18 protein-coding genes are annotated in these 23,877 nt (G+C 41.7%); 11 read left to right on the top strand and 7 right to left on the bottom strand.

The annotated features are described in order from the left end of the window. Positions 1-302: 302 nt before the first annotated feature. A complete protein-coding gene (locus tag IPM48_08790) occupies positions 303-2,657 on the bottom strand; it encodes a TonB-dependent receptor (GenBank protein MBK9271684.1) in 2,355 nt (784 codons plus the stop codon). A gap of 17 nt (positions 2,658-2,674) precedes the next feature. Between IPM48_08790 and IPM48_08795 the strand changes: the two genes are divergently transcribed. Beyond that, the gene (locus IPM48_08795; protein MBK9271685.1) at positions 2,675-3,445 is read left to right on the top strand and encodes a T9SS type A sorting domain-containing protein; all 771 of its coding nucleotides are present in this window, start codon (positions 2,675-2,677) and stop codon (positions 3,443-3,445) included. 59 nt (positions 3,446-3,504) lie between these two features. Here IPM48_08795 and IPM48_08800 read toward each other — a convergent pair whose 3' ends face one another. Then, complete coding sequence (locus IPM48_08800; GenBank protein MBK9271686.1) at positions 3,505-5,073, bottom strand: PglZ domain-containing protein; 1,569 nt, start codon at positions 5,071-5,073, stop codon at positions 3,505-3,507. Between the two features lie 162 nt (positions 5,074-5,235). Here IPM48_08800 and IPM48_08805 point away from each other — a divergent pair, with 162 nt between their 5' ends. Beyond that, entirely contained in the window at positions 5,236-6,414 is a 1,179-nt protein-coding gene (locus IPM48_08805) for an HD domain-containing protein (protein MBK9271687.1), read from the top strand. A gap of 63 nt (positions 6,415-6,477) precedes the next feature. After that, a complete protein-coding gene (locus tag IPM48_08810) occupies positions 6,478-7,758 on the top strand; it encodes a serine hydroxymethyltransferase (protein MBK9271688.1) in 1,281 nt (426 codons plus the stop codon). Between the two features lie 217 nt (positions 7,759-7,975). Here the strand turns inward: IPM48_08810 and IPM48_08815 are convergent, their stop codons facing one another. Then, complete coding sequence (locus tag IPM48_08815; GenBank protein MBK9271689.1) at positions 7,976-9,175, bottom strand: hypothetical protein; 1,200 nt, start codon at positions 9,173-9,175, stop codon at positions 7,976-7,978. A 429-nt stretch (positions 9,176-9,604) separates the two neighbouring features. On the opposite strand from IPM48_08815, the gene IPM48_08820 reads away from it, so the two are divergent. The 6 genes from IPM48_08820 (at position 9,605) to IPM48_08845 (ending at position 16,260) form a co-directional block, all read left to right on the top strand. Then, positions 9,605-10,270, top strand: coding sequence for a hypothetical protein (locus IPM48_08820; protein ID MBK9271690.1), 666 nt, complete (start codon positions 9,605-9,607; stop codon positions 10,268-10,270). Between the two features lie 212 nt (positions 10,271-10,482). Next, a complete protein-coding gene (locus IPM48_08825; protein ID MBK9271691.1) occupies positions 10,483-12,939 on the top strand; it encodes a hypothetical protein in 2,457 nt (818 codons plus the stop codon). Then, a complete protein-coding gene (locus tag IPM48_08830) occupies positions 12,936-13,505 on the top strand; it encodes a hypothetical protein (GenBank protein ID MBK9271692.1) in 570 nt (189 codons plus the stop codon). Before IPM48_08825 ends, IPM48_08830 begins: the two co-directional genes overlap by 4 nt. Before the next feature lie 238 nt (positions 13,506-13,743). Then, the gene (locus IPM48_08835) at positions 13,744-14,514 is read left to right on the top strand and encodes an ABC transporter permease (protein ID MBK9271693.1); all 771 of its coding nucleotides are present in this window, start codon (positions 13,744-13,746) and stop codon (positions 14,512-14,514) included. A 34-nt stretch (positions 14,515-14,548) separates the two neighbouring features. Further along, the gene (locus IPM48_08840; GenBank protein ID MBK9271694.1) at positions 14,549-15,280 is read left to right on the top strand and encodes an ATP-binding cassette domain-containing protein; all 732 of its coding nucleotides are present in this window, start codon (positions 14,549-14,551) and stop codon (positions 15,278-15,280) included. Positions 15,281-15,285: 5 nt separating this feature from the next. Further along, entirely contained in the window at positions 15,286-16,260 is a 975-nt protein-coding gene (locus IPM48_08845) for an MCE family protein (protein MBK9271695.1), read from the top strand. Between the two features lie 384 nt (positions 16,261-16,644). On the opposite strand, the gene IPM48_08850 is transcribed toward IPM48_08845, so the two are convergent. Genes IPM48_08850 through IPM48_08865 form a run of 4 tightly spaced genes read right to left on the bottom strand, consistent with a single transcriptional unit; the run spans position 16,645 to position 21,970 of the window. Further along, positions 16,645-17,223 (bottom strand): hypothetical protein, encoded by a 579-nt coding sequence (locus tag IPM48_08850; protein ID MBK9271696.1) that lies wholly within the window; start codon positions 17,221-17,223, stop codon positions 16,645-16,647. A gap of 38 nt (positions 17,224-17,261) precedes the next feature. Next, on the bottom strand, positions 17,262-18,314 hold the full coding sequence (locus IPM48_08855) for a 2-oxoacid:ferredoxin oxidoreductase subunit beta (protein ID MBK9271697.1): 1,053 nt from the start codon (positions 18,312-18,314) through the stop codon (positions 17,262-17,264). Between the two features lie 33 nt (positions 18,315-18,347). Then, positions 18,348-20,198 carry a 2-oxoacid:acceptor oxidoreductase subunit alpha gene (locus tag IPM48_08860; GenBank protein MBK9271698.1) on the bottom strand — a complete coding sequence of 617 codons (1,851 nt, stop codon included), beginning with the start codon at positions 20,196-20,198 and terminating at the stop codon, positions 18,348-18,350. Beyond that, on the bottom strand, positions 20,195-21,970 hold the full coding sequence (locus IPM48_08865) for an FAD-dependent oxidoreductase (GenBank protein MBK9271699.1): 1,776 nt from the start codon (positions 21,968-21,970) through the stop codon (positions 20,195-20,197). Before IPM48_08865 ends, IPM48_08860 begins: the two co-directional genes overlap by 4 nt. Before the next feature lie 296 nt (positions 21,971-22,266). On the opposite strand from IPM48_08865, the gene IPM48_08870 reads away from it, so the two are divergent. Together IPM48_08870 and IPM48_08875 are read left to right on the top strand one after the other, a co-directional pair. Beyond that, positions 22,267-23,172 carry a hypothetical protein gene (locus IPM48_08870; GenBank protein ID MBK9271700.1) on the top strand — a complete coding sequence of 302 codons (906 nt, stop codon included), beginning with the start codon at positions 22,267-22,269 and terminating at the stop codon, positions 23,170-23,172. 13 nt (positions 23,173-23,185) lie between these two features. Further along, entirely contained in the window at positions 23,186-23,833 is a 648-nt protein-coding gene (locus IPM48_08875) for a hypothetical protein (GenBank protein ID MBK9271701.1), read from the top strand. The last annotated feature ends 44 nt before the right edge of the window (positions 23,834-23,877 follow it).

Below are 23,877 nucleotides of genomic sequence, written 5' to 3' on the forward strand. Positions count from 1 at the left end.
TATTTTGCTTGAAAAGATGAACAATTGAAAATAGAGTGCAAAAGTAAAGCAATCGCCCTAGAACGGCAAATTCAATTTTGTTAATATCAAAAAGTATTAATAATCTTATGTTTATAAGTTATATTATTAAATAATATATAAAACCTTAATAAACAAAATTATATTTATATTTATACCGAAAAATTGGAATAAATTTATAAAAAATACCTTAAAATAGCCAAATTATATTTTGTAATAATGGAAAAATAATTGCCAAATTGAAATAACATTTGGTATGTTAATGTGATCAATGACAAGACCAATTACCAGCTTCGGCTTACCCTGGCACTTAGGTTTCGGGGGGCTTCCATAAGGCCAGGACGCACGATATAGACCTCGTTAAAAGCATTGGATAGGTTTATTTGAAAACTCCATTTTGACCATTTGTAACCACATCGAAAATCAAACAATCTGTAACCATGGTCGTGTTTTAATCGAAAACTCTTAAGGCCTGGGATCAGGATATCTTCAAACAAGCGATCCATGGATTCAATGTGGCTCGCGTAGGTAAAGTTACAGCCAATGTACCAGGAAGATCGCTGGAACTCAAGGTCCCATCTGAGCAGATGCCGGTTTCGGTATTTGAGAATGTTGTAATGGGCAGTGGAATTGTAGGCATTCCGCTGTGCAACGGTGGCGCTACCCAGACTGAGCGGTCCCAGTTTTTTTCCAGTGCTGTCCCAATCCACAAATTTTGGATCGAGCCAGGTGTATCCCCCCGATAATTGAACGGTGTTTTTATCCCACTGTATTTGGCTTTGACAACTGATTTCAAAGCCTTCTATCCTTGTATCTCCAACGTTTTGTGACTGGAAACTGGTTCTGAAGTTTTGATCAAAGACCGCACTGAATTCCAGCATATCCCGATAATTGGACAAAAACCAGGCAGCATCCAAAAACCCATTGATTTTGCCAATGGAAAAGCCTTGTTTCAGGCCAACTTCGTAGGATTCCCCGGATTCTGCCTCAATGTTGAGGTTAGGTGACACATTGATACCTCCTGCCACGGTGGATATGTATTTTTCTGCAAGGGTGGGAAAGCGGAAACCCTGCCCCCAGGAGGCCCTGATATAAGTGGCTCGTGCGATCCTGTAATTTGTGCCCAACCTCAGAATCGGTCTTGACTCCACGGAAGGATTTTCGATGGTGTCATTTCCAATGACATTGGGCCCATAAATGCTGTAATGTTCAAAGCGCATTCCAGCGGAAATAATCCAACGATCAAACCACTTTTTCTCTGCCTGAACATATCCTGCAAGATTGTAACTTCTAAAAGTGGTGTCGCCATAGAGGGCGGCATTGACCGCAGAGTGGTACAGTAATCCCCCTCCGGTCAGCTGGATGCCAAGACGCTCAAAAGATTTTTGGCATTGATATTCTGAATAATAATTGTTGCTTCGATTGGACTGATTGTTGTCCACCTGGTTATCGATCCTAAACCAGCGTGTAAGGAGCCTGTGTTTGTAATTTTTGGTAGAAATATACTGGAGGGATGGGTCCACATTAAAGCGCAACTTTTGGGTATTGGAATATGAGCTAGTATCACCTGTGTACAATCCTTCTCCTTTCCAGTAGAAAAAACTACTGCTGGCGCCCTTGTTGAAATTAAAGCCTAGGCCGATAATCAACCGATCCGAAAGATGTCGGGTGATCAATCCACTGATCCGCCCATTTTCGCTGTCTGCACCCTGGTTATATCCTGTTTTATTTGCATAAAATGCTCCAAGACTCACATTCGTTTTATGATATCTTTTTCGATGGACCAAAGTAGTGACCATTTCTCCCGGAACGACCCTGTTGTCTTTTCCCCACCAATGGTTATTGGCATCGGGTGTCATGAAGAACCGTGGCATTATGGTAAGTGATGTATAAGGCTCAGTAGTTGGTTTTATACTTCTGAAGTGTATAATTCCGTTCATGGCTGCTGAACCATACAGCGAACTGGCAGCCCCTTTTACAACTTCTATCTGACCTGCATTTTCAAGAGGAAGATCATCCCAATTGGACAATCCTGCATCCGGTTGCAACACGGGCAAATCATCCATCACCACCATGACTCTGCTACCGGCACCATAACTGTATCCCGATCCACCCCGTATGTTGGCCTGGCCATCCAGCATTTGGACTCCGGGGATTCTGTCGAGGACTTGTTGCACGGAAGTGGCATTTAATTTTTCCGGATATTCCGGTCTTATGATGTCCAAAGAAATGGTGGATTCTGAAATGGGTTTTTCTGATCGGGAAGAACTGATTACCAAGGTTTGCAATAAAATGTTGGTTTCTGATAATTTTATGTCCAGCTGGATTTGGCTATTTTCATCCAGATCAATCATCTGGAGATGGGTTTCATAACCGGTGTATTTTACTTCCAGATTTTGCCTTCCTGTCAGTTTGGTTTTGATGGAAAAATTTCCGTCCAGGTCACTGAGGCTTCCTTCGTTTTCCGGTTGATCCAAAAACCGGATCCAGGCACCAATGATTGGTTCAGAGCTTGATTTGTCACGGATGCTGCCGCGGATCAATGTCTGTGCAAAAACGGTGTTATTTAAAAGCAGGAAACAGCCAATCCAATAAAAAAATTTAATTCCCAGCTTTCCAAAAGTATGTATCTTGCCCATCAAAATTTTATCAAATAATGAAACAATTATACAGCTTTTTTCTTCTTTCCATTTTTTTTCAATTTGGACAGGCACAAGCCTGCTTGCCAGATAGCACCATCAGAGACTCTGCGGTAGGGGTTTACCCAAAACCCATCACGCCAACCAATCCGGATGGGGGAATTAAGACTCCTGCCTGCATTGACAAGCCCTATGAGTTTGTATTCACCATAAAGATTTCAGATACAGTGACTGTACCCGGCATCCCAATTCCCATCAATCTCAACTTCGCTTCCATCGATACTGTTGGGGCGATTTCAGGCTTACCCGTGGGGATATCTTATGCCTGTAATCCTCCCAATTGTGTTTTTCAAAAGAACACGATTGGTTGTCTTGTGCTAAATGGTACAGCGACCGACGTCAACACACCCGGTATTTTCAGACCCGTGATTAAATTGACTTTATCCACTGTATTGGGTCCAGTACCTGTGGAATATCCTGGGATGTTTTTTCCGGGAGAATATTTATTGACCTTGCTCGATAAGGATTGTACCGTGTCTTCGGAAAATGTCAATGCTGAAAATGAACTTTGGTTGCCCACAGTGTCGCAAGGATGGATTTATCAAGCAGACGCTGCCAATAAGTGGGTTCAATTATTGGATATTACGGGAAGACCAGTTTTTGGCCAATTGAGTTCTTCATCGGGTGTAATGGAGATACCTTCTCAATATTCAAACGGCATTTACTTTGTCAAATGGCAGAATGCTTCTGGTGAGTTCAGGACTCAAAAGATAGTATTGTCCAGGTAGTGCTTACAATTCGAAAAACGCTAGTGATTTTGTATTGAATTGTGCCAATAGATTGGCTTTTATTGTGTTTTGCTGCGCAATCTGATCACTGGACAGATCATTTCTTCCAGGGAGATACCTCCGTGTTGGAATGTATTGCGGTAGTAGTTTAAAAAATGACCGTAGTTGTTGGGATATAAAAAATAAGATTTTTCTTTTGCAAATATAAACGTGGATGATAGGTTGGGTCTTGGTAAACCTACCTGTGCAGGATCTTTGATTTCGAGTACATCTTTTTTGTCGTAATTCAGATTCTTTCCAACCTTGTATCTCAAGTTTGCCGTTGTTTCTCTGTCTCCGACCACTCTGCATGGATCTTGGACACGAATGGTTCCATGATCGGTTGTCACGATCAATTGAACGGGAGTTTCAGACAATTTTTGAAGAGCTGCCCAAAGTGGAGAATGAAGAAACCAGGATTTGGTCAAAGAGCGATAGGCCATTTCGTCCGAAGCGAGCTCTTTAAGTACTTCCATTTCTGTGCGTGCATGGGACAGCATATCGATAAAATTGTACACGATGGCAGTGAAGTCATTTTGCAACAAATTGTGTGCATTGTCCAACAATTGTTTTCCTTTGACCGCATTGGTAATTTTAATGTATTCGTGTTTTAGATCCCTTCTGATGTATCGTTTTATCTGCATGGACAAAAGATCGGGCTCTTTCATATTCTTTCCGCCTTCTTCATTGTCGTTAAGCCACCAATCAGGGTAGTGTTTTTCGATTTCGGATGGGAGCATTCCAGCAAAGATGGCATTCCTACTATATTGTGTGGTCGTAGGCAAGATGCTATAAAAAAAGTCTTCTTCCTCCACCAAAAAACGTTCTGTGATGATGGGTTCGATGACCCTCCATTGATCATAGCGCAGATTGTCCAATAAAATAAAAATGGTGGGTATCTGCTCTTTTAGTTGTTTGAATACTTTTTCCAACATCAGTTGATGAGACATAATGGGAGCCACTGCAGCATTTTTAAACCACGAGCTATAATGTGCGGTGATGTATTTTGAGAATTCGACATTGGCCTCCTGTTTTTGTTGTTGCAGGATATCCTGGATATGGGTATCTGTACCTTGATCCATTTTAAGTTCCCAATGGATGAGTCGTTTGTAGATATCTACCCAGGACTTAAAGTCAGGTCTGTCTGAAATATCCATAAACAATTGACGAAATGCCATCTGATAATCCTGGGTATTTTTTTCAGAGACCAGTCGTTTGTTGTCAATGAGTTTTTTGATGGTTAGGAGCAGTTGATTTGGATTGACTGGTTTGATCAGATAATCTGCAATCTGACTCCCGATGGCTTCTTCCATAATTCTCTCTGCCTCATTCTTGGTGACCATCACCACGGGCATCAAGAATCCTTTGGCTTTAATGGCTTCCAGGGTTTCCAAACCGGTTTTACCGGGCATGGATTCATCCAAAAAGACCACATCAAATGATGGATCTTCTTGTAGGGTCGTGAGTACATCATGGCCATTGGTGACAGAGGTGATGGCATATCCTTTTTTCTCAAGGAAGAAAACCTGAGGCTTTAAAAGATCGATTTCATCGTCTGCCCAAAGAATTTTAATTTTATCTTGATTCATTGTTTTACAAATCCATTTTTAATTAGAAAAACCCTATGATTCTGTATACAGTTTAAGTTGGGACAGGTGATTTGGTGATCTCATCCATATTATGTCAAAAGACTGAAATCAAAACATAATTAGACCAGAGAGGTTGTATTGTCAAACCATTTAAACTGAAATTTGGCACAGGTTAAAATTTTTAACGATCCGGTGTATGGATTTATTACTGTTCCCTCAGGGATCCTCTTGGATTTGATTGAGCACCCATATTTTCAAAGACTGCAAAGAATTAAGCAGCTTGGCTTATCCCATTATGTTTATCCGGGTGCCGTCCATTCAAGATTTCACCATGCACTCGGAGCGTATCATTTAATGACGATGGCATTAAATCATTTGCGTTTGAAGGGAGTGGACATTGCCGAGGAAGAATTCCGGGCAGCTCAAATCGCCATTTTACTACACGATATTGGGCATGGACCTTTTTCCCATGTATTGGAGAACACCATTCTGCCTGTTCACCACGAGCAACTGACAGCCTTACTGATGGAACAGCTCAACCAAGATTCTGGAGGAAAACTTGATTTGGCCATCCGCATTTTTAACAACCAATACGACCGCCCATTTCTGCATCAACTCATCAGCAGCCAATTGGATACGGACCGCCTGGACTATTTGACAAGAGACAGTTTTTTTACGGGTGTGGCAGAAGGTGTCATTGGATACGACCGATTGATTTTAATGATGGATGTGCGCGACCACAGCTTGATATTGGAGGAAAAGGCTCTTTATTCCATAGAGAAATTTTTAACGTCCCGAAAAATCATGTATTTACAGGTGTACATGCATAAGACAGCCCTGGCTGCGGAATGTATGCTTAATCTTTTTTTAAATAGATTGAAAGAACAGAGGGCGTTTTCCGGACTGAGTCATTCCATGACTTATTTTCTAGACAAAAGCCATCAGTCAGAATGGGATCCAAAAGAATTCCTCCCCCAGTTTGTGATGACCGATGATGTTGATATCTGGGCTTTGCTCAAGGAATACAGACATTCTGAAGATCCGGTATTAAAACACCTGGCACAGGGCTTGACAAACCGCAAACTGTTCAAAATTCAAATTAAAGATGAGCCATTTGATGAAATCAATGAGGGCCGCTTTTTGGACGCAGCTGTACCAGAGGAATTGGTGCGATTGCTCAATCATGAAACATTTCATTTTGAGATCAGCCCATACGAATTGGGCGAACCAGAAATCGTGATCCAGTCTAAAACTGGAATGCTCAAGCCTTTTTCGCAATATAAAGACATGGAACATCTGACCCAAAAGTTGTCGAGACATTACCGGATTATTGCCCGCTAGATCAAAAAAGACAGAGCCAATATCACAAAGGCCTCTATATTTGGAATCTTATAGAAAGCAGCTATGGAATTAAGAGACAAGACAGTTGAGAAATTGCTGGATCAGGAATTGTCCAGACAGCGAAATGGTGTAGAGCTCATTGCCTCAGAAAATTTTGCCAGTGCAGAAGTCATCCGGTCCATGGGATCCTGGTTGACCAACAAGTACGCCGAAGGTTACCCGGGCAAACGGTATTATGGTGGATGTGAGGTCATTGACGAAATTGAAAATCTTGCCAAAGAGAGACTCTGCAAACTGTTTGGTGTGGAATATGCAAACGTTCAGCCCCATTCCGGCGCCCAAGCCAATGCCTCTGTGCAAATAGCGCTGCTTCAGCCCGGAGACACCATCATGGGATTGAACCTGGCACATGGGGGCCATTTATCGCATGGTTCTCCGGTCAATATGAGTGGAAAGTATTACAAGGTGGTATCTTATGGTGTCGAAGAGGAGAGTGGCTTGATCAATATGGATAAGGTCAGAACACTGGCTTTGGAGCATCGGCCGAAACTTATTATTTGCGGTGCTTCAGCCTATAGCAGGGATTGGGATTACAGAACATTCCGCGAGATTGCAGATGAGATAGGAGCTGTATTGATGGCCGATATTGCCCATCCGGCCGGACTTATTGCCAAAGGGCTGCTGAACAATCCAGTTCCTCATTGTCACATCATCACCTCGACCACTCACAAGACTCTTCGCGGTCCGCGAGGAGGAATTATCATGATGGGAAAGGACCACCCCAATGTCATCGGCAAATTGGATAAAAAAGGAAAACCAATCGCGATGTCCTCCATCCTCAACAGTGGTGTTTTTCCAGGCATGCAAGGTGGACCTTTGGAACACATCATCGCTGCCAAAGCAGTGGCTTTTGGAGAGGCGCTTGAAGACAGTTTTGCCAGTTATGGTCAACAGGTCATCGCCAATTCAAAAGCATTTGCAACAGCTTTTCTCGGACTTGGATATCAAATAGTGTCAGGTGGTACAGACAATCACATGTTTTTGCTCGATCTTAGAAACAAAAACATCACCGGCAAAGAAGCAGAAGAGCTTTTGATAAAGGCTGAAATAACGACCAACAAAAATATGATTCCCTACGATCCGCAACCACCGATGACGACTTCTGGCATAAGATTGGGCACCGCCGCAATGACTTCAAGAGGATTTGTAGAGAATGATTTTATCCAGGTAGCTCAATGGATGGATGAGTTGATTGAGAGAAAAGATGATGATGGATTCATTCGTTCTGTCAGAGAAAAAGTTAATCAATACATGAAGGGATTTCCCCTGTACCCTGGAATATAAGATGGGTTCAAATTTTAAGGCCAGCGTCTTAGTTCTGGTTGGTTTGGCTGGGTTACTAGTCCTGACTTAAATGGAAATGAATAATTGGATTTTTAGTATTTAGAACCAATTCTGCGATGATGTATTGAAAAGAAAATAGAGAAAACACCGATGAAGAAGGTTGGTCGATGTTTAAAATATTGACATCCTCCTTTGACCTTCGACGATGCCAAGATAATCACTCATGCACCCTGATCAGATTTTTTTGCTTTTCAGTTAGGACTTTTGTATCGTCTTCGTCCATTTTTCCAGCGCTGAGATCTTTATCGAGCACAGGTTGTCCCGCATCGGTCCAGGCAGAATACCAGATCGATCCAATGGCCAGAATGCAAGCCCTGAAGCGATCTTCCACTTGACGGTCGAGGGCGAGGTGGTACTGACGTGCAAATTCCCTGCAGGGTAATTTGACAACTGCTCCAAGTCTCGTTTCGTAACAGTACAATTGGTCGCTGGGCAAAGACTGACTTATTTTTTTTTCAAAACCAAGTACGCTGTCCACAGCTTGATGACTTTGGCGGATGACCGACCATATAAAATCTTCCGGAGATTTTTGATAATTTGCTCTACCCACTAAAAAATCAAATTCTGACTCTGCAAAGAGTTCAGGAATGCGACTTTCCCAAAATGCATGAATACCATCCTGGCCAGTCAGTTGTCCGTTGTAATTTTTTGTCGTGTGGAGTGGGACATGCGCATCACCGATATAATGTCCCAAATCAGCAGAAAGCCGAACGATTTTTGAAATGTTTTTTTCTTCAAATGCGCGCACCAGTCTCCGGTAGTGCTGAGGAAAAAAATAGGGCAGAATTCCATGGCGGCTAAACCGATCTTCAATGTGGAGATGACCCTCCAAAGGCATTTGTACTTTCAGCCATTCACTGGTTTTATCTGATGACAAAGTCCATTCAAATTCATCGTATTCTTTCATGGCTACATCTCTCAGCCATTTGAATGCACTTTCTTCTTCTATGCCTTTGTGCAAGCTCAAGAAGTGAGTCAGAAAAGATTGGGTAAAAGTTCGTTCACAAGTCTGGTAGATGCAATATTGTGTTGTGTCAAAGACCAATACCGTATCCTGATTTTCCACCCAATAAAATATGGCAGTGCGCCAGATGGCGCGTTCATACTGCTTAGGCAAATGATCCAATGATTCTTTGCCCCAATGATCCAAATCGATGTAATGCCTGATGGCTTCGCCTTTCACTGCATATCGTCTCTTGTCCGGGTCCACAGCCCGGTTTCTGATTTCCTCCAAATTGTTTTTAAAAAAAACATTCAACGGTGCAGGTAGGGTATAAATGGCCAGTTCGTTAAGCTTCTTGTGGGCATAAAAACCCCAATCATCGCAAGGGGCTTTCTGTAAATCAATTTTAAGCATTGAGTTCAGTGGATTGGAAATCAAGCCAGCTAATATTAACAAACATTGAATGAACCGGAGCATGGGGTAAAATTAATGACAATGTTTTCAATGCAGAAAAAAAATGTAAGTTGAATCATAGATATGTCCTGCTTATTGCGTCAATCCTTGTTGTGAAATCAAAAAAAATCAAATTAAATTTCCTTCTTATTATCCTTTTTTAGACACTTGGACAGTCGTTATATTTTATGCTTGGTTGCAAGGGTATTGTGTTTGATTATTTGCAAATCGCCTGGATCAAAGCGCTGTATTTTTTTGAAAAATGGTCAAAAACATAAGCATAGCAAGATTTATGGATCAATTGGGATGTTTTGGATATAAATATCTCCCCAACAGCAAGAGTTGATTTTCATTTGTTTCTATCTTCTATAATTTGATTTAATTTGCAACATGAATGCTCCAAAATTTGAATGGATACTCCTCTTCATTCTACTTTCCTGCAGACCAGAATCAAATGATTCCACAGCTTTTGTTAAAAAACTGTTTCCGCTGCCCTACTTTCCGGCATTTCCCGGATCCTGGTGGGCCTATGACAATGGCGATACCATGCGGGTTGCACCACAGATGGAGGCTTATATTTTTAACAGCAGCAGTTATACTGCTCCACCGGATTTTGACACGCTCATTTTGCCAAAACTATTGCCCGATGGGATCTACAATCTTGGAGACAGTGTGGCCTTTGTAAGAGAGTACGGAATTTCCAAGTCAAGTCAAAGTGGATACCGCGACCCAGCTTTTAAGCAGATTTTGGCCCTGCGCAAGGACGAAGAATTTGTCATTGGTGGTGCTTTCGCAGGACATCGTATTACAGGTATGACCATAGCAGTGGACACGAGTCTTGTGGTGAGGGGCGTTCGGTTTGACAGTGTGATCGTCTGCATATTATTTGATGAGGCTTGTAGAAATGGCACCGGTGGTAGTGCGCAAGATTGTAGCACTCAAAGAGATTTCTATGCAAAAAATATTGGTTTGATCAAGCGCGATAGCCGAACGGGAATCTTCCAAACACCTTATGAAAAGGAGTTTGAATTGGTGGATTATTTTATTGGGAAGTAAGTTGGCGATCAGAATTGTTTCTGCGTACGGAAATTTAAAGCACAGAAAAGCAGAATCCCATGGAGCGAATCATTTTTCCCTGTAACTAAAGTTATATTGACATTGATCTGTCAGGGAATTATCTTTGTCTCAAATAGCCTGCCGTCCATTGAATATAAACCAGATTGCGCGGCAAAGCTGGATTGATTGTTTAAAGCCGTAAATTCCAATGTATGTTTACCATTCTAAAGGGAATTCTAAACCAGTTCATAAAGATAATCTATAGCCTGGCAGCCAACTGGTTTTATCTCATCCTCGCTTTTATCGTTCCGCTGACCATTTATTATGTGGGCCAAGGGGAGGAGATTGTTCGCGAACTCATTCCTCCTGACCAGCCCCATCGCATAAATTATTTGGTATATTGGAATTTATTTTTTGTGTTGGTTTCTTTTTTAGTGCTTTTCTATGCGGTTTGGGTTATCCCGGTATCCAGCATTCATTTGGTTTTTCGACTTTTAAAGGGAAGCAAAAGATGTGAAAATTTACCGGAAAAGTGGAATGCTTTTAAATTGTTGGCCGTCACTTACAATACACGGAAGGATGGTCATGCCTTGATTCCTATCAGAATTCTGGCCAACATTCCACTTTATATTTTCAACTATCTTCTAATCGTGATCAATTGGAACGATGGCAGAGGATTTATTTATTTTTTCTTATTTTTAGTGTTCAGCTTACTCATTTCTGAATGGATAAAAGAGTATATGGGTAAGCTGGAAAAACGCAAGCAATTCCTTTTTGGTCTAAACATCAGCACTGGAAAACCATTTTTTGGTTATTTGGTACATTTTACTCTGGTATGTCTTGTGCTCTTGTTTTGGAAACAAGAGCCCTGTTATTACCTGTCCATCCTTTTTCTTTGGATGCTATGTATATGGAACGATGTGTTTCACAAATTCATAGAGATGCTGTCAGCCAAAGAACAAGGTCATTTCAATTGCAAGGATGACATTCTTAAGAAATCATGGAATGTCTATTTGGTGCATTGGATCGTCGTACTGGTTTTTCTCGGAGTGATGGTTTACTTGCATTCCTTTTATCAATTGAATCAGCTTTCTGCCATCGTGGTGATGAACGTGGTATTCGCCCTGTTTATTCTACTCATGGATTTGTTGATTAAGACGCCATTGGAATTATTTTATTTTTTATCCAAGGTTGTCCATCCAAGTAAATCCATGGATGCAAAGATTAAGCCGGACCAGGAAACGGGTGAAGAGCAGAAACATGTTGAGGAACAGGAGATAGAAGTAGAAGCAATGATAATCGAGCTTCAGCAAGAGCTTGGATCCGGACCCAATTCAATTAAATCAAAATCAGAAAGGAACACGGGCGGAGCACCAAAGGAAGGAAAATTTGATCATTATTATTGGGTATTCAGGGTTTTAAATTTATCCATCACCATTCTCCTGATCTACGTCATTTTTATCTCTTCAGCCAATGACCACAAAATGCGAAGGGAAGCCATTGGACTGGATGAATTCAAATTGTACAATGAAAGAGAATCTTTGGAGCACTATTATTCTGAGTGGAAGAAACACAATGGCTATCCTGACACAGTTATCCTGATTGCAGCCCTTGGAGGAGGTTCAAGGGCTGGTTACTATACCGGACTTCATTTGGACAATATTTATAACAGTACTTTGGACAGTATAACTAGATCCAAAATATTTGCGATATCCAGTATTTCCGGAGGCAGCAACGGTGCCAATATGTTTATTGCAAAAGCTGGCATGGAAATTTTGGGATTTAGTCCGGATAGTTCGAACCACGAGAAATTTTGGAGGAAAGTCTATGGTTTCAATTATGTGAGTTCTGCGCTTTGGGGTCTGTTGCTCAACGACGGCATCATGGGTTGGATCGATAAAAACAGCGTTTTCGATAAAGACAGGAATTATACCCGTCAGCAAGAAGAATTGCGCACATTCTCCTCCAATTATTCCAAACCTGAAGCATTTGAATCCGCCAGATTATTTTTTGACAGAGATTACATGGTACGATATTCAAAATCCGAATTAAAATACAAACTTCCAATCCATTTGATCAATACGGCCAAGGTACAAAACGGAATGCGCGCTGTAATCGCGCCATTTCAACTCGATACAAACTATTTTCACAACTGTGTGGATTTGTACCAGAGGCATTTGGAAAATCAAACTAAATGCTGTAAGCTTTCTTTTTCTGCAGCAACGGCTGTGATGCTGAGTCAGTCATTTCCATTGGTTGCTGCTTACAATTACCTGGAGTGCGTAGGAACTTTTATGGATGGAGGGCACTGGGAAAATTCGGGACTTCATACCATCAGTGAGCTATACCAAAATTTGAAGCGCATAGATTCCTCACAGCGTTTCAAAATTATCTATATCAGCAACAGTGACAGTGACAATGAATCCACTGCCAAAGTAAATAGTGTGGTCTTGCAAACCATGCAAACGGTCTCTACAGCACCTTTTAGCGGACATACCTTATACTGGGAAAGGGCGATCAGCAGCATGTGTCATAAAGATTCCATACCTTTTAAACACATTCGATTGGCAGATTCTTCAGGAAAAGAAGTAAAAATTCCACTTGGCATCTTATTAAGTCAGAAAAGCATGGACACCATGTATCATTATTTTAAAATCAATGTACCATGAATTATAGAATCGTTTTTTTAATCGGGCTCATTCTTTTGGCGGCTTCATCTTTTTTAATACGATCTAATTTTAGCTACCTTACTTCGCCTTTGTTTGAGGACAATTTTAACAAATGCTTTAGAGATGCAAAGTGGTTGCACCAATATTATATGGATTCACTCCACTTTAAAATTAAAAGAGAAGATTGCTCAGTTTGCGAAGTACTTACCCTGGAAGAAGTTAAGGCCAAGATGATTTTAGTTTATCAGGCTGACTTTGCTTTTGCCTTTTCCTACCTGTTGATTTTTTGCATCATCGCATGGAAAATAAATAGACAAAGCCCGATCATTTATAGGCTCATTTTCATGTTTCCGGTTATATTTTTATTGGTTATATCAGATGTGGGTGAAAATTTTATGATGATTGCATACTTTCAGGAAATGTCAGAAAGCAATCTTAAACCTATATTGCAATGGCTCAATCGAATTAAGACCATTCTATTTATCTATTGTGTTTTCACTTTAATTGTTCTTCAGATTCCTTTTCTCTATAATAAGTTTAAGGATTGGATGGGTTCATCAGATTAGTAATGAGCCAGGAATTCAAAAAAAGTTTTTGCTGCGATAAAATGAGGCAAAAAAGGTGTGTGAAAACAGCTGTTATGGCAGCTTAGCAGCTTATTTTATACCTTGGTTCTAGGGAATGGCACAGTAGTTGAAATTATTTTTCTTGTGTCCAACATTATAGCTTTTCTTAATCCATTATTTGAATTTACCTATTAGAAAAAAATCAAATATCTTTGCCTTAAATGGTGAAGAAAATCAAATGAACAGTTTCCCAGCCGGTATCCAATCCTTTCTCAAAGAGAGTGGAGAGATTGCCCGTTTTTCATGGCGCTTTTTCAAAGAGGGATTTTCGCCAAGGTACGAAGTAGCTGAATTCATCAAGCAATGTTATGTTCTCGGTTATAAGTCCTTGCCACTTGTGGGGCTAACTGCTTTTATTATTGGACTGGTTTTGACCATGCAGCTGCGTCCCACCATGGAATACTATGGTGTAGAAGTGCAAATTCCTGCCATGGTAGGTGTGGCCATCTTTCGTGAGATCGGGCCAATTCTTACTGCGCTTATTTTTGCCGGAAAGATTGGATCCAGCATAGGTGCTGAACTGGGATCGATGAAGGTGACTGAGCAAATTGACGCAATGGAGGTCTCCGGAACCAATCCTTTCAAATTTCTCGTAGTGACCCGGACCCTTGCCTGCACGTTAATGCTTCCCATTCTGACCATCCTTGCAGATGCCATTGCGCTGTTTGGAGCCTATTTGGGTGAAAACATCTATGATACTTTGCCTTTAAATTTGTTTTTTCGAAAAGTCTTTCTCAACCTTGCTTACATTGATCTTGTACCTGCCTTTATCAAAACCTTTTTCTTTGGTTTTGCAGTGGGCATTGTCGGATGCTATAAAGGGTATTTTACAGAGAAGGGTACAGAAGGAGTAGGAAAAGCTGCCAATTCCTCAGTGGTGGTCTCTTCCGTATTGGTTTTTTTGATTGATCTGGTCGCTGTGCAAATTGCGGATCTTTTCCAAAGATAAATGCCATGGAATATAAAATCAGAATTAATTTCAAATGAAAGAAGCCATCCTGCAGATTAAGCATTTGTACAAATCTTTTGGTAGCAACCAGGTTTTGGCTAATTTTAATTTGGAATTGTACAAAGGTGAAAATCTGGTGGTTCTGGGTAAATCAGGTTCCGGAAAATCAGTTCTGATCAAATGCATTATAGGACTTATTGATCCTGATGCAGGCGGCATTCAGGTTTTGGGGCAGGATATCCTTTCAATGAATCATGAGGAATTGGATCGACTTCGTGTGAGGGTGGGTTTTCTTTTTCAAAGCAATGCTTTGTATGATTCCATGACTGTGAGGGAAAATCTGGAGTTCCCTTTGCGAAGACGTACCATCAGAAATTCAGATACCGATTGCGATGCTTTGGTCATGGAGGCCCTCTCAAATGTTGGTTTGGAGCAAACCATTGACATGATGCCCATCGAACTTTCGGGAGGGATGAGAAAGAGAATTGCCCTGGCCAGAACCCTGATATTGAAACCAGACATTATTTTGTATGACGAACCAACGACGGGACTTGATCCCATCACTAGTCTGGAAATCATTTCTCTGATCAATAAGATCCGCGAGAAATATGGCACTTCTTCTATCATCATAAGCCATGACATGCGCTGCGTCAAGCTTACTGCAGACCGGATCGCAGTGCTTTTGGAAGGCGCTTGTTTTGCTGTTGGCAACTACGAACAAGTTTCAAGGATCGATGACGATCGCATCCATCCATTTTTTAACTGACGAAAATGAAAACGAGAAACATTGAAGCATTTAAATTAGGAGTTTTTATTTTGAGCGGAATCGTACTCCTAATTTTATCACTTTATATTTTAGGAAAAAACAAGGACCTCCTGGGTACAAGATTTGAACTAAAGACCCGATTCAAAGATGTCAACGGCCTGCTCGTGGGTAACAAAGTCCGCTTTTCAGGTATTGAGGCCGGCAACGTGAGAAGGATACAAATTCTCAATGACACAGTGGTAGAAGTAACGATGAAAATCGATAAGGAATATAAGAACTTTATTCGCACAAATTCAATTGCGCAAATTGGCACGGATGGATTGATTGGTAACAGACTGGTGGACATCTTACCTCAACGCGGAGAGGCAACATTCGTACAAGGGGGAGAATTGCTTGGTTCGATCGAAGAAGTCAATAACCAGGAAATCCTTCGAACCTTGTATCACACCAATGAAAATATTGCCTTAATTTCGGAAGAATTACTTACCACGGTGCGTATGATCAATTCTAGCACGCAGCTAAGCAGACTACTAAATGACAGTACATTGGTGGATCAACTTTCTTTTTCGCTGCGCAATTTGAGCGAGACTACAAAGACTGCCAGTCTATTTGCAAAAAATGCGGTGCAAACTCTAAAATTGGCGTCTGAAGGGTCTGGTACCTTGGCCACTTTGCTCACAGATACCATCATGGCAGATGAATTGCGAAGGGCTGTAAAGGATATAAATGGTTTGGAATCCAAAGCCAGTCAACTATTGAGTAATTTGACAAAAAGCGTTGAGACGATTGGTGAAGAATTGCATTCCGGAAAGGGAGTCGCAAATACCGTTTTGTATGATTCCAGCCTGACGCTTAAGTTAAAATCTACCATTGAAAATGTAGAGCGCGGAACTGCCTCCTTCGCTGAAAATATGGAAGCATTAAAGAGTAATTATCTGTTCAGAAGATACTTTAAAAAGAAGGAAAAGGAAGAAAATTAAAAAATTGAAGAATCGGGAATCCCTCTGCTAAACCTTCAATCAGTTTTGAACAACTTAGCACAAGTTGCGCGGAACTGGCCTGTCAAATCAAAATTTTAAGGATTTCGAAGAGAGGCGTTTTATGCATTTCCGGTCTAATCAGGGCTCTGCTGAAAAATTGAGACTGTCTTATGTTCAATGAGTTACTAATGATATAAGGAGTTTAGATGCATTGCTTGTTTAATCTTTCGGTTAGAACGAATGCACACCGGCTCACAAATTCAGGTTTTTGTTTGACAGTTAGAAATAGGCCATCTTTGGTGTTGGAACAGATTCAAAGTTCACCTGGGCATTTTCGTTGTCTTGGCTTAAAATTTGAACCATCATTTACTTTTTCAGGAGACCCTACTTATTCTCCAAAAAACCTACGCCAATAAACAAAGTATCATTTTCTTGTAATCTCTCATTCCGAATAATGTAACGGATGTTTTCCAGGTCGGATTCTGAAACAAATCTGGTTGCAAAATACTGGTTGACCACATTTCTGGGGACTTCACGATTGGTATAACTCACCGCCCAAAATTGCAGTTTTATACCTCCACATTCAGGGCGGACAATGCCCAGATATTCACTGCTGTCCCCTCTAAAAAGCAAACTGTCGTTTTTAATAAAATAAGATACATCTTTTTGCAAGCTGCCATCGCGGTTTGTTGCATCAAATGACCTGTCAGAGGTAAATCTAATGTCACTCAGCAGGGTTTGGCTAGATCTGGCAATCATGCTATCCAACTGTATGTTTGCAAATCCTGAAACCAAATGCTCAAATGCTCCATTTGACCTTATCACATAAGTCTGAACAACTGCAGGTGGTTTGATATTAAGAGAATACCGAATTGGAAATTCACAATCTTTTTTGCAGGCACTGATCAGCAACAATCCCAGACCAAGAAACAGAAAACTTATTTTATTCATAGCTGATTTCATTTTTTATAATTTATGATTACTTATACCCAATCCAAATTTTATCGATAGCTCTCGTTGATTTTATCTAAAACATCCAAACCAGGACAAAGTTCTTCTGCTGACAACGCATTGAGTGCAGTGTCGGAAGTATTTAGAATTTCATGGAGGTCTTTGCTATCCGTGTCAAGGTAAATCAGACCCGTTAATATTTCATTTTTAGAATGAGCCAAATGAAGATTGCGGAGGGCAGAAAACTTGTCCATTGGATCCCAATCCGGATGGAGCTTGTTGAGACGTATATAAGATTCATCGTGCATTTGGATCAATTCTGTTGAGCCTTCCAATTGGTCAATGGTAATTTCGGATTTATAAGGTACCAGATCAATCGCTGCTGTGGCTTCTATGTGTTCGCGGGTGTAATCGTAAGATTTGGTCGAACCAGCATTGTTGTTGAAAGTTACACAAGGAGATATCACATCAATGAGTGCAAATCCGGGATGCTTCAGGGCGGCTTTGATGAGAGGAATGAGTTGTGATTTGTCTCCTGAAAAACTTCTCGCTACAAATTTAGCCCCCAATTCTATCCCCAAACCACATAAATCAATTCCCTGAAAGGGATTTTCTGCACCGCTCTTATTAACAGAACCTTCATCGGCGGTTGCAGAGTCCTGACCTTTGGTCAACCCATAGCAACCATTGTTCATCACGATATAGACCATATTGAGATTGCGTCTGATTGCGTGCACAAACTGACCCATGCCGATGGAGGCGGTATCTCCGTCTCCAGAAACACCCAAATAAATTAAATCCTTGTTGGCAAGAATAGCTCCGGTGGCAACTGAAGGCATTCTTCCATGGACAGAATTAAACCCATGAGAATTTCCAAGGAAGTAGGTAGGTGTTTTTGATGAACATCCTATTCCCGACAATTTGGCCAAGCGATGGGGTTGGATGGACATTTCAAAACAAGCCTGGACGATGGCAGCGCTAATGGAATCATGTCCGCAACCCGCGCATAAAGTGGATAGAGCTCCTTCATAGTCCCTTTTGGAAAAACCGATTTCATTCTTGGCCAGTGCAGGATGTCTAAAATTGGGTTTTGCGTATGTCACTTTAGAGAATTTATTTTTTTCTTCAATGTAAAATTATGAGTGAAGTGATTCAGCCAATTCCAATTTCTCGTATTGAGGAATAAAACTTTTTTCAGACTGAATGCATCGCACAATGTAATCTGCTGTGATAGGCATCCCATTAAACTGAAGAACACTCTTTAACTTCTCCGGATGAATATTCAGTTCCTGCATTAAAACAGATCTCATTTGAGCATCCCGGTTTTGTTCGATGATATAAGTTTTTTCGTGCTGATCAATAAAAGATTTTACTTCTTCAGGGAATGGAAAGGACAATAGACGCATTGCATTCATCCTTCTGCCTTGCAAGTCCAATAAGTCCGTAGCTTCTAGCGCAGCATAGGAAGAGGTGCCATAATACAATACGGCCTCCTTATTGGATTTTTCCTCGCGCACAATTTCAGGTTTTGGCATTTCCTTAGCTGCGGTATGCCATTTTTTCAACAAGCGGTTCATGTTGCGGGCATAGACATCACCGTCTTCGGTATATCTGGCAAATTCATCCCTCGAAGAGCCCCTTGTAAAAAACGAACCTTTGGTGGGATGGGTACCCGGAATCGTTCGATAGGGAATCCCGTCACCATCTATATCCAAATAACGTCCAAATATTTTTCCTGATTCAAGTTCAGCAGCAGTCATTACTTTGCCGCGATCGTACTTTTTAGAAGGATCCCATTGGAATGGTTCACACAAGTGATCGTTCATCCCAAGATCAAGATCTATCATCACAATAATTGCTGTCTGAAATCTCTCAGCTAGATCAAATGCTTTTGCCGTTAGATCAAAGCATTCGGTGGGGGTGGATGGAAAAAGCAAGATGTGCTTGGTGTCGCCGTGAGAAGCATAAGCTGCAGCCAAAATATCCGATTGTTGGGTTCTCGTTGGCATTCCTGTGGAAGGTCCGGTCCTTTGGACATCAATCAGCACGGCAGGAATTTCTGCAAAATAAGAGAGACCTAAAAATTCAGACATCAGGGAGACACCAGGGCCACTGGTTGCTGTGAAAGCTCGGGCCCCATTCCAACTCGCGCCAAGCACCATTCCCATAGCGGCGAGTTCATCCTCGGCTTGCACAATGGCAAAATTCTTTTTGCCTGTTTTTGAATCTATTCTTAGTTTGTGACACCATTTTTCAAACGCATTCATTACGCTGGTGGAAGGAGTGATCGGATACCAACTGCCGACTGTTGCTCCGGCATACACAGCGCCAAGGCCACAGGCGTTGTTGCCTTCGGCCAGAATTTTATTTCCGCAAAGATCTCTTGATTCCATTCTAAGTGGAAGCGGGCAGTTAAAATTTTCTTTGGCGTATTGAATGCCAAGTTGCAGCGCCTCCAGATTTCCTGGGATGAGTTTTTCTTTTTTTGCAAATTGTTCGCGAATAATTTGTTCAAAGACTTTTACATCCATGTTGAGTAAGGCTGCCAATGCTCCGATGTACACTATGTTTTTCATAAGCATGTGCTGTCTCGGATCTGCAAAATGCTGAACACATAATTGCATCATTGGAATGCCAATGTAGTGCAAATCTTCGCGTATGAATTCGGGATCCAAGGTTTTGGTGCTGTCGTATATCAGATAGCCGCCACTGCGGACATTTTTTACATCTGTTGGAAAACTCTGCGCATTGACAGCGATCATGATATCAACTCCATCTCTACGGCCTAGATAACCTTTTTCACTCACTCTGACTTCGTACCAGGTAGGAAGTCCTTGAATATTGGATGGAAATATATTTTTGGGTGTCACGGGAATACCCATTCGGAAGACTGCTTTTGCAAACATATTGTTGGCGCTGGCAGATCCTGTGCCATTGACATTGGCGAATCGGATCACCAGATCGTTCACTTTAATGGTTTGGCTCATAACTTACAAGCTTTGGGTGCGTGATAGATGTATTTCTGCATATCCCAGGCAGAGGTGGGGCAACGTTCTGCGCAAAGTCCACAGTGAAGACAGACGTCTTCATCTTTGATCATAACTCTTGCGGTGGGCAATAAATTGGAGACGTACAAATCCTGTTCGGTATTTAAAGCGGGTGCACTGAGTCTTGTTCGGAGTTCACTTTCTTCACCATTGGTGGTAAATGTAATACAAGCAGTGGGGCAAATGTCCACACAGGCGTCGCATTCGATGCATTTGCTTTCTGTAAAAATGGTTTGCACATCGCAATTTAAACATCTTTGTGCTTCCTTAAAAGCGAGTTGATCGTCGAAGCCTAGCTCAACTTCCAATAAACGGTTCTTTAGGGTTTTGGATTTGTCGGCATGCGGCACCCTATATCTTTTGTCATCCGCAGTTTGGTTGTCATAAGACCATTCGTGAATTCCCATTTTCTGCCGGATGAGATTGGTCATAGGATGCGGTCTGTCCTTTACCAAATCTTGATTCTGACAGAATAAATCCATCGAAATGGCTGCCTGGTGTCCGTGCGCTACGGCGGTAATTACATTTTTTGGTCCAAAAGCAGCATCTCCTCCAAAAAATACATTTGGAAGACTGGATTGGAAGCTGTGGCTGTCCACTTTGACAAGTCCCCATTGGTCAAATTCCAAACCCAGATCCCTTTCGATCCAGGGAAAACTGTTTTCCTGACCGATGGCCAGGATCACGTCATCGGCCTCCATAAAAATGACCTCTCCGGTAGAAACAAGTTTTCTTTTGCCGTTTTCATATTTGGCTTCTACAAGCTCAAATTCCATTCCCTTGAGCTTACCTCCTTCCGTTACAAATGCTTTGGGAGAATGAAGAGGAAAGAATGGGATGTCTTCGTGTTGGGCGTCTTCGACTTCCCAGGGTGAAGCTTTTAGTTCGTTCATCGGACTTCTGACAACCACTTTTACATCCTCGCCCCCCAGTCTTCGGGAAGTCCTGCAGCAATCCATGGCAGTGTTTCCACCACCGATGACAAGGACTTTGCGTCCAATGGATTTGGTGTGCTCGAAAGCTACACTTGCAAGCCAGTTGATACCAATGTGGATCTGATCTTTGGCATCCCAGCGGCCTGGCAAATCAGGTAGATCTTTGCCTTTGGGTGCACCGGTCCCTACAAAAATGGCATCATATTTTTGATCCAATATTTCTTTAAGACTATCCACCCGATGATCGAAATGACTGTGAATGCCCATGTCCAGAATGTAATTTACTTCCTCATTGAGCACTTCTTCGGGAAGGCGGAAGGAGGGTATCTGACTTCTCATAAATCCACCGCCCTTTTTCTGATCATCGTATAAGTGTATTTCATACCCCAATGGTGCAAGGTCACGGGCCACTGTCAAAGAGGCTGGTCCAGCTCCGATCAAGGCTATTTTTTTGCCATTGGAATGTTCAGGTTTGCCGGGAATCAACGATTGTACATCTCCTTTAAAATCTGCAGCCACTCTTTTTAACCGGCAAATCGCAACAGGCTCTTCTTCAATCCTTCCCCGACGACAAGCAGGCTCACAAGGTCTGTCGCAAGTGCGTCCAAGTACTCCGGGGAAAACATTGGAAACCCAATTGATCATATAGGCTTCTGTGTATTTTCCTTCTGCGATCAAGCGGATATACTCGGGTACAGGGGTGTGCGCGGGGCAGGCATATTGACAATCCACCACCTTATGAAAGTATTCCGGATCCTTGATGTCTGTGGGTTTCAAAATAGATTTATTTTTTTGAGCCACAAATGTAGGCTAAATCTGTAAAATAGGAAAAGGAATGGACAAATACCAAATGGCCCGATTGGTCCGGTGCGAGCTGAGAACGCAAAAATTTTCAGGCAAGTACAAACTAATTTTAATTGATCTCTGGTAATTGAGAGAAAACTGTTTGAAGACTTTGGGAAGTTTGTCGGTCGTCAAATGTTCCAAACGGTTGGGATGAAATCCATTATCTCCCAAAAATATTTTTTTGTATTTCAAAAAGGAACATTAAATTTGAGGCAACTATCCGCTTCATGCATACTTTTAGCTACCGAAGTTCCATGCTGACCAAGCTTGGATTTTTGTGCATCCTAGGCTTTTATTTTAACCCTGTTTCTGCTCAGAAAATTGAAGATTTCATCAATTCCTACATCGGCGATAATGCAAAAGACTATCTGAGACCCTTGTCAGATATGATCACCGGCAATATTCATACCGGGATAAGGGAATGGTCTTTGGTGGACTCCAACTTCAGGATTAAATTGGGTTTGGTGGTCATGGCTTCAGCACCAACTTCAGGCATGCGGCATTTTACCGCCAAAACCAGCTTTGGTTTTGAGCCAGAGCAAAGCGCAAAAGTACCCACCATCATCGGACCCAACGAAGCTGTGGCTTTGGATGGCGACAACGGTACCGTTTTTATATTTCCGGTTGGATACAACCTCACATTTTTACCCATGGCAGCACCCCAGCTTACCATTGGGGGATTGTTCCACTCAGAACTGACAGTCCGATATTTTGGATTTGACCTCAAAGATGAAGTAGGCAAGATTGCTTTTTTGGGATTGGGGGCCAGACATCAACTTAATCCTTATTTGAAGAATTTTCCGTTTGACCTTTCGGTGGGATATTTTTATCATCGCTTTAGTACAGAACCGTATTTATTTAGCAACCATCATCTTTTCAGTGGCCATATCGGCAAGTCTTCGCGCATTTGGTCGGGTATGCTGACCCTGGGATTTCAAGCATCTGCTACAAGATTTCAATACGAGTATGGCACTGCTCCAAACAATGAGCTGTATGAAGTGAGGGTAAGGGGAGCAAAACCGCTGTTTGCAGAATTGAGTGGTGCGCTTAAACTTTGGATCTTTCAATTTCGCGCATCGGTGGGTTATGCAGGCCCATGGAATGCAGCTTTCGGTATGAACATCAGAATTTAAAATGACAATAGGTATGAAATATTTTATTTTTTCAATAGGTGCTGCGATTGCGGCACTGATTTTTGACGGTTGCTGCGGAACGGATATTGAAGTCGTTGAATTCTGCGAGGATCAGGTCTTTGTTGAGACCAGAACAGCTCCGGTGGAATTTACCTACACGGTCAACAAAACCGGCAAATTTTTGGAAGCTCACAAGCTGACCGCAGAGAATATTCGCAAAGCACTTAAAGTGGAAGGCTCCAATTTTAAGGTAAAGAGAATCGAACTCACCTCTGCTTTCATGTCTTACAAGAAAGAATTGGACAATAGTTCAGCGGCTATGTTTGTCAACATTGGGGCAGTGGACAATGGGCTCAATTTAATTTTGTTGATGAAACAAAATCAACTGGTTCCGTTGGTGGATATTCCGGCCACTATCTTTACACCTGAGGTTAACATCAACAAGTATCTCAATGATCAAGGGGTAAAAGAGATTGCGCGCCTGTTGCAGGTTTATGCAGAAGCTGTAAATGACGAAGGGATTAGTTTTGCTTTGACCGGAGAAGGCTCTCCTGCCAACACACACATGCATTTTCATGTCAAGGTAAAAATGAATGTCGCCGTGCAGTATGAAGTGTGTCGTTATGTACCGCTGGGAACCGGCTTGAGAGTATGTAAATAAATTTTATCCGAATTTACTTTTTACACTTTGGGTGATGCGGTGAA

This window comes from Saprospiraceae bacterium, assembly GCA_016715965.1.
Lineage (GTDB): Bacteria > Bacteroidota > Bacteroidia > Chitinophagales > Saprospiraceae > Vicinibacter.

Bases quoted from the DNA above. Each gene is read 5' to 3' on its own strand.
- IPM48_08825 (MBK9271691.1), top strand. From the start codon at position 10,483: ATGTTTACCATTCTAAAGGGAATTCTAAACCAGTTCATAAAGATAATC.
- IPM48_08810 (MBK9271688.1), top strand. From the start codon at position 6,478: ATGGAATTAAGAGACAAGACAGTTGAGAAATTGCTGGATCAGGAATTG.
- IPM48_08860 (MBK9271698.1), bottom strand. From the start codon at position 20,198: ATGAGCCAAACCATTAAAGTGAACGATCTGGTGATCCGATTCGCCAAT.
- IPM48_08850 (MBK9271696.1), bottom strand. From the start codon at position 17,223: ATGAAATCAGCTATGAATAAAATAAGTTTTCTGTTTCTTGGTCTGGGA.
- IPM48_08790 (MBK9271684.1), bottom strand. From the start codon at position 2,657: ATGGGCAAGATACATACTTTTGGAAAGCTGGGAATTAAATTTTTTTAT.
- IPM48_08830 (MBK9271692.1), top strand. From the start codon at position 12,936: ATGAATTATAGAATCGTTTTTTTAATCGGGCTCATTCTTTTGGCGGCT.
- IPM48_08795 (MBK9271685.1), top strand. From the start codon at position 2,675: ATGAAACAATTATACAGCTTTTTTCTTCTTTCCATTTTTTTTCAATTT.
- IPM48_08800 (MBK9271686.1), bottom strand. From the start codon at position 5,073: ATGAATCAAGATAAAATTAAAATTCTTTGGGCAGACGATGAAATCGAT.
- IPM48_08840 (MBK9271694.1), top strand. From the start codon at position 14,549: ATGAAAGAAGCCATCCTGCAGATTAAGCATTTGTACAAATCTTTTGGT.
- IPM48_08875 (MBK9271701.1), top strand. From the start codon at position 23,186: ATGAAATATTTTATTTTTTCAATAGGTGCTGCGATTGCGGCACTGATT.
- IPM48_08835 (MBK9271693.1), top strand. From the start codon at position 13,744: ATGAACAGTTTCCCAGCCGGTATCCAATCCTTTCTCAAAGAGAGTGGA.
- IPM48_08815 (MBK9271689.1), bottom strand. From the start codon at position 9,175: ATGCTTAAAATTGATTTACAGAAAGCCCCTTGCGATGATTGGGGTTTT.
- IPM48_08820 (MBK9271690.1), top strand. From the start codon at position 9,605: ATGAATGCTCCAAAATTTGAATGGATACTCCTCTTCATTCTACTTTCC.
- IPM48_08870 (MBK9271700.1), top strand. From the start codon at position 22,267: ATGCATACTTTTAGCTACCGAAGTTCCATGCTGACCAAGCTTGGATTT.
- IPM48_08845 (MBK9271695.1), top strand. From the start codon at position 15,286: ATGAAAACGAGAAACATTGAAGCATTTAAATTAGGAGTTTTTATTTTG.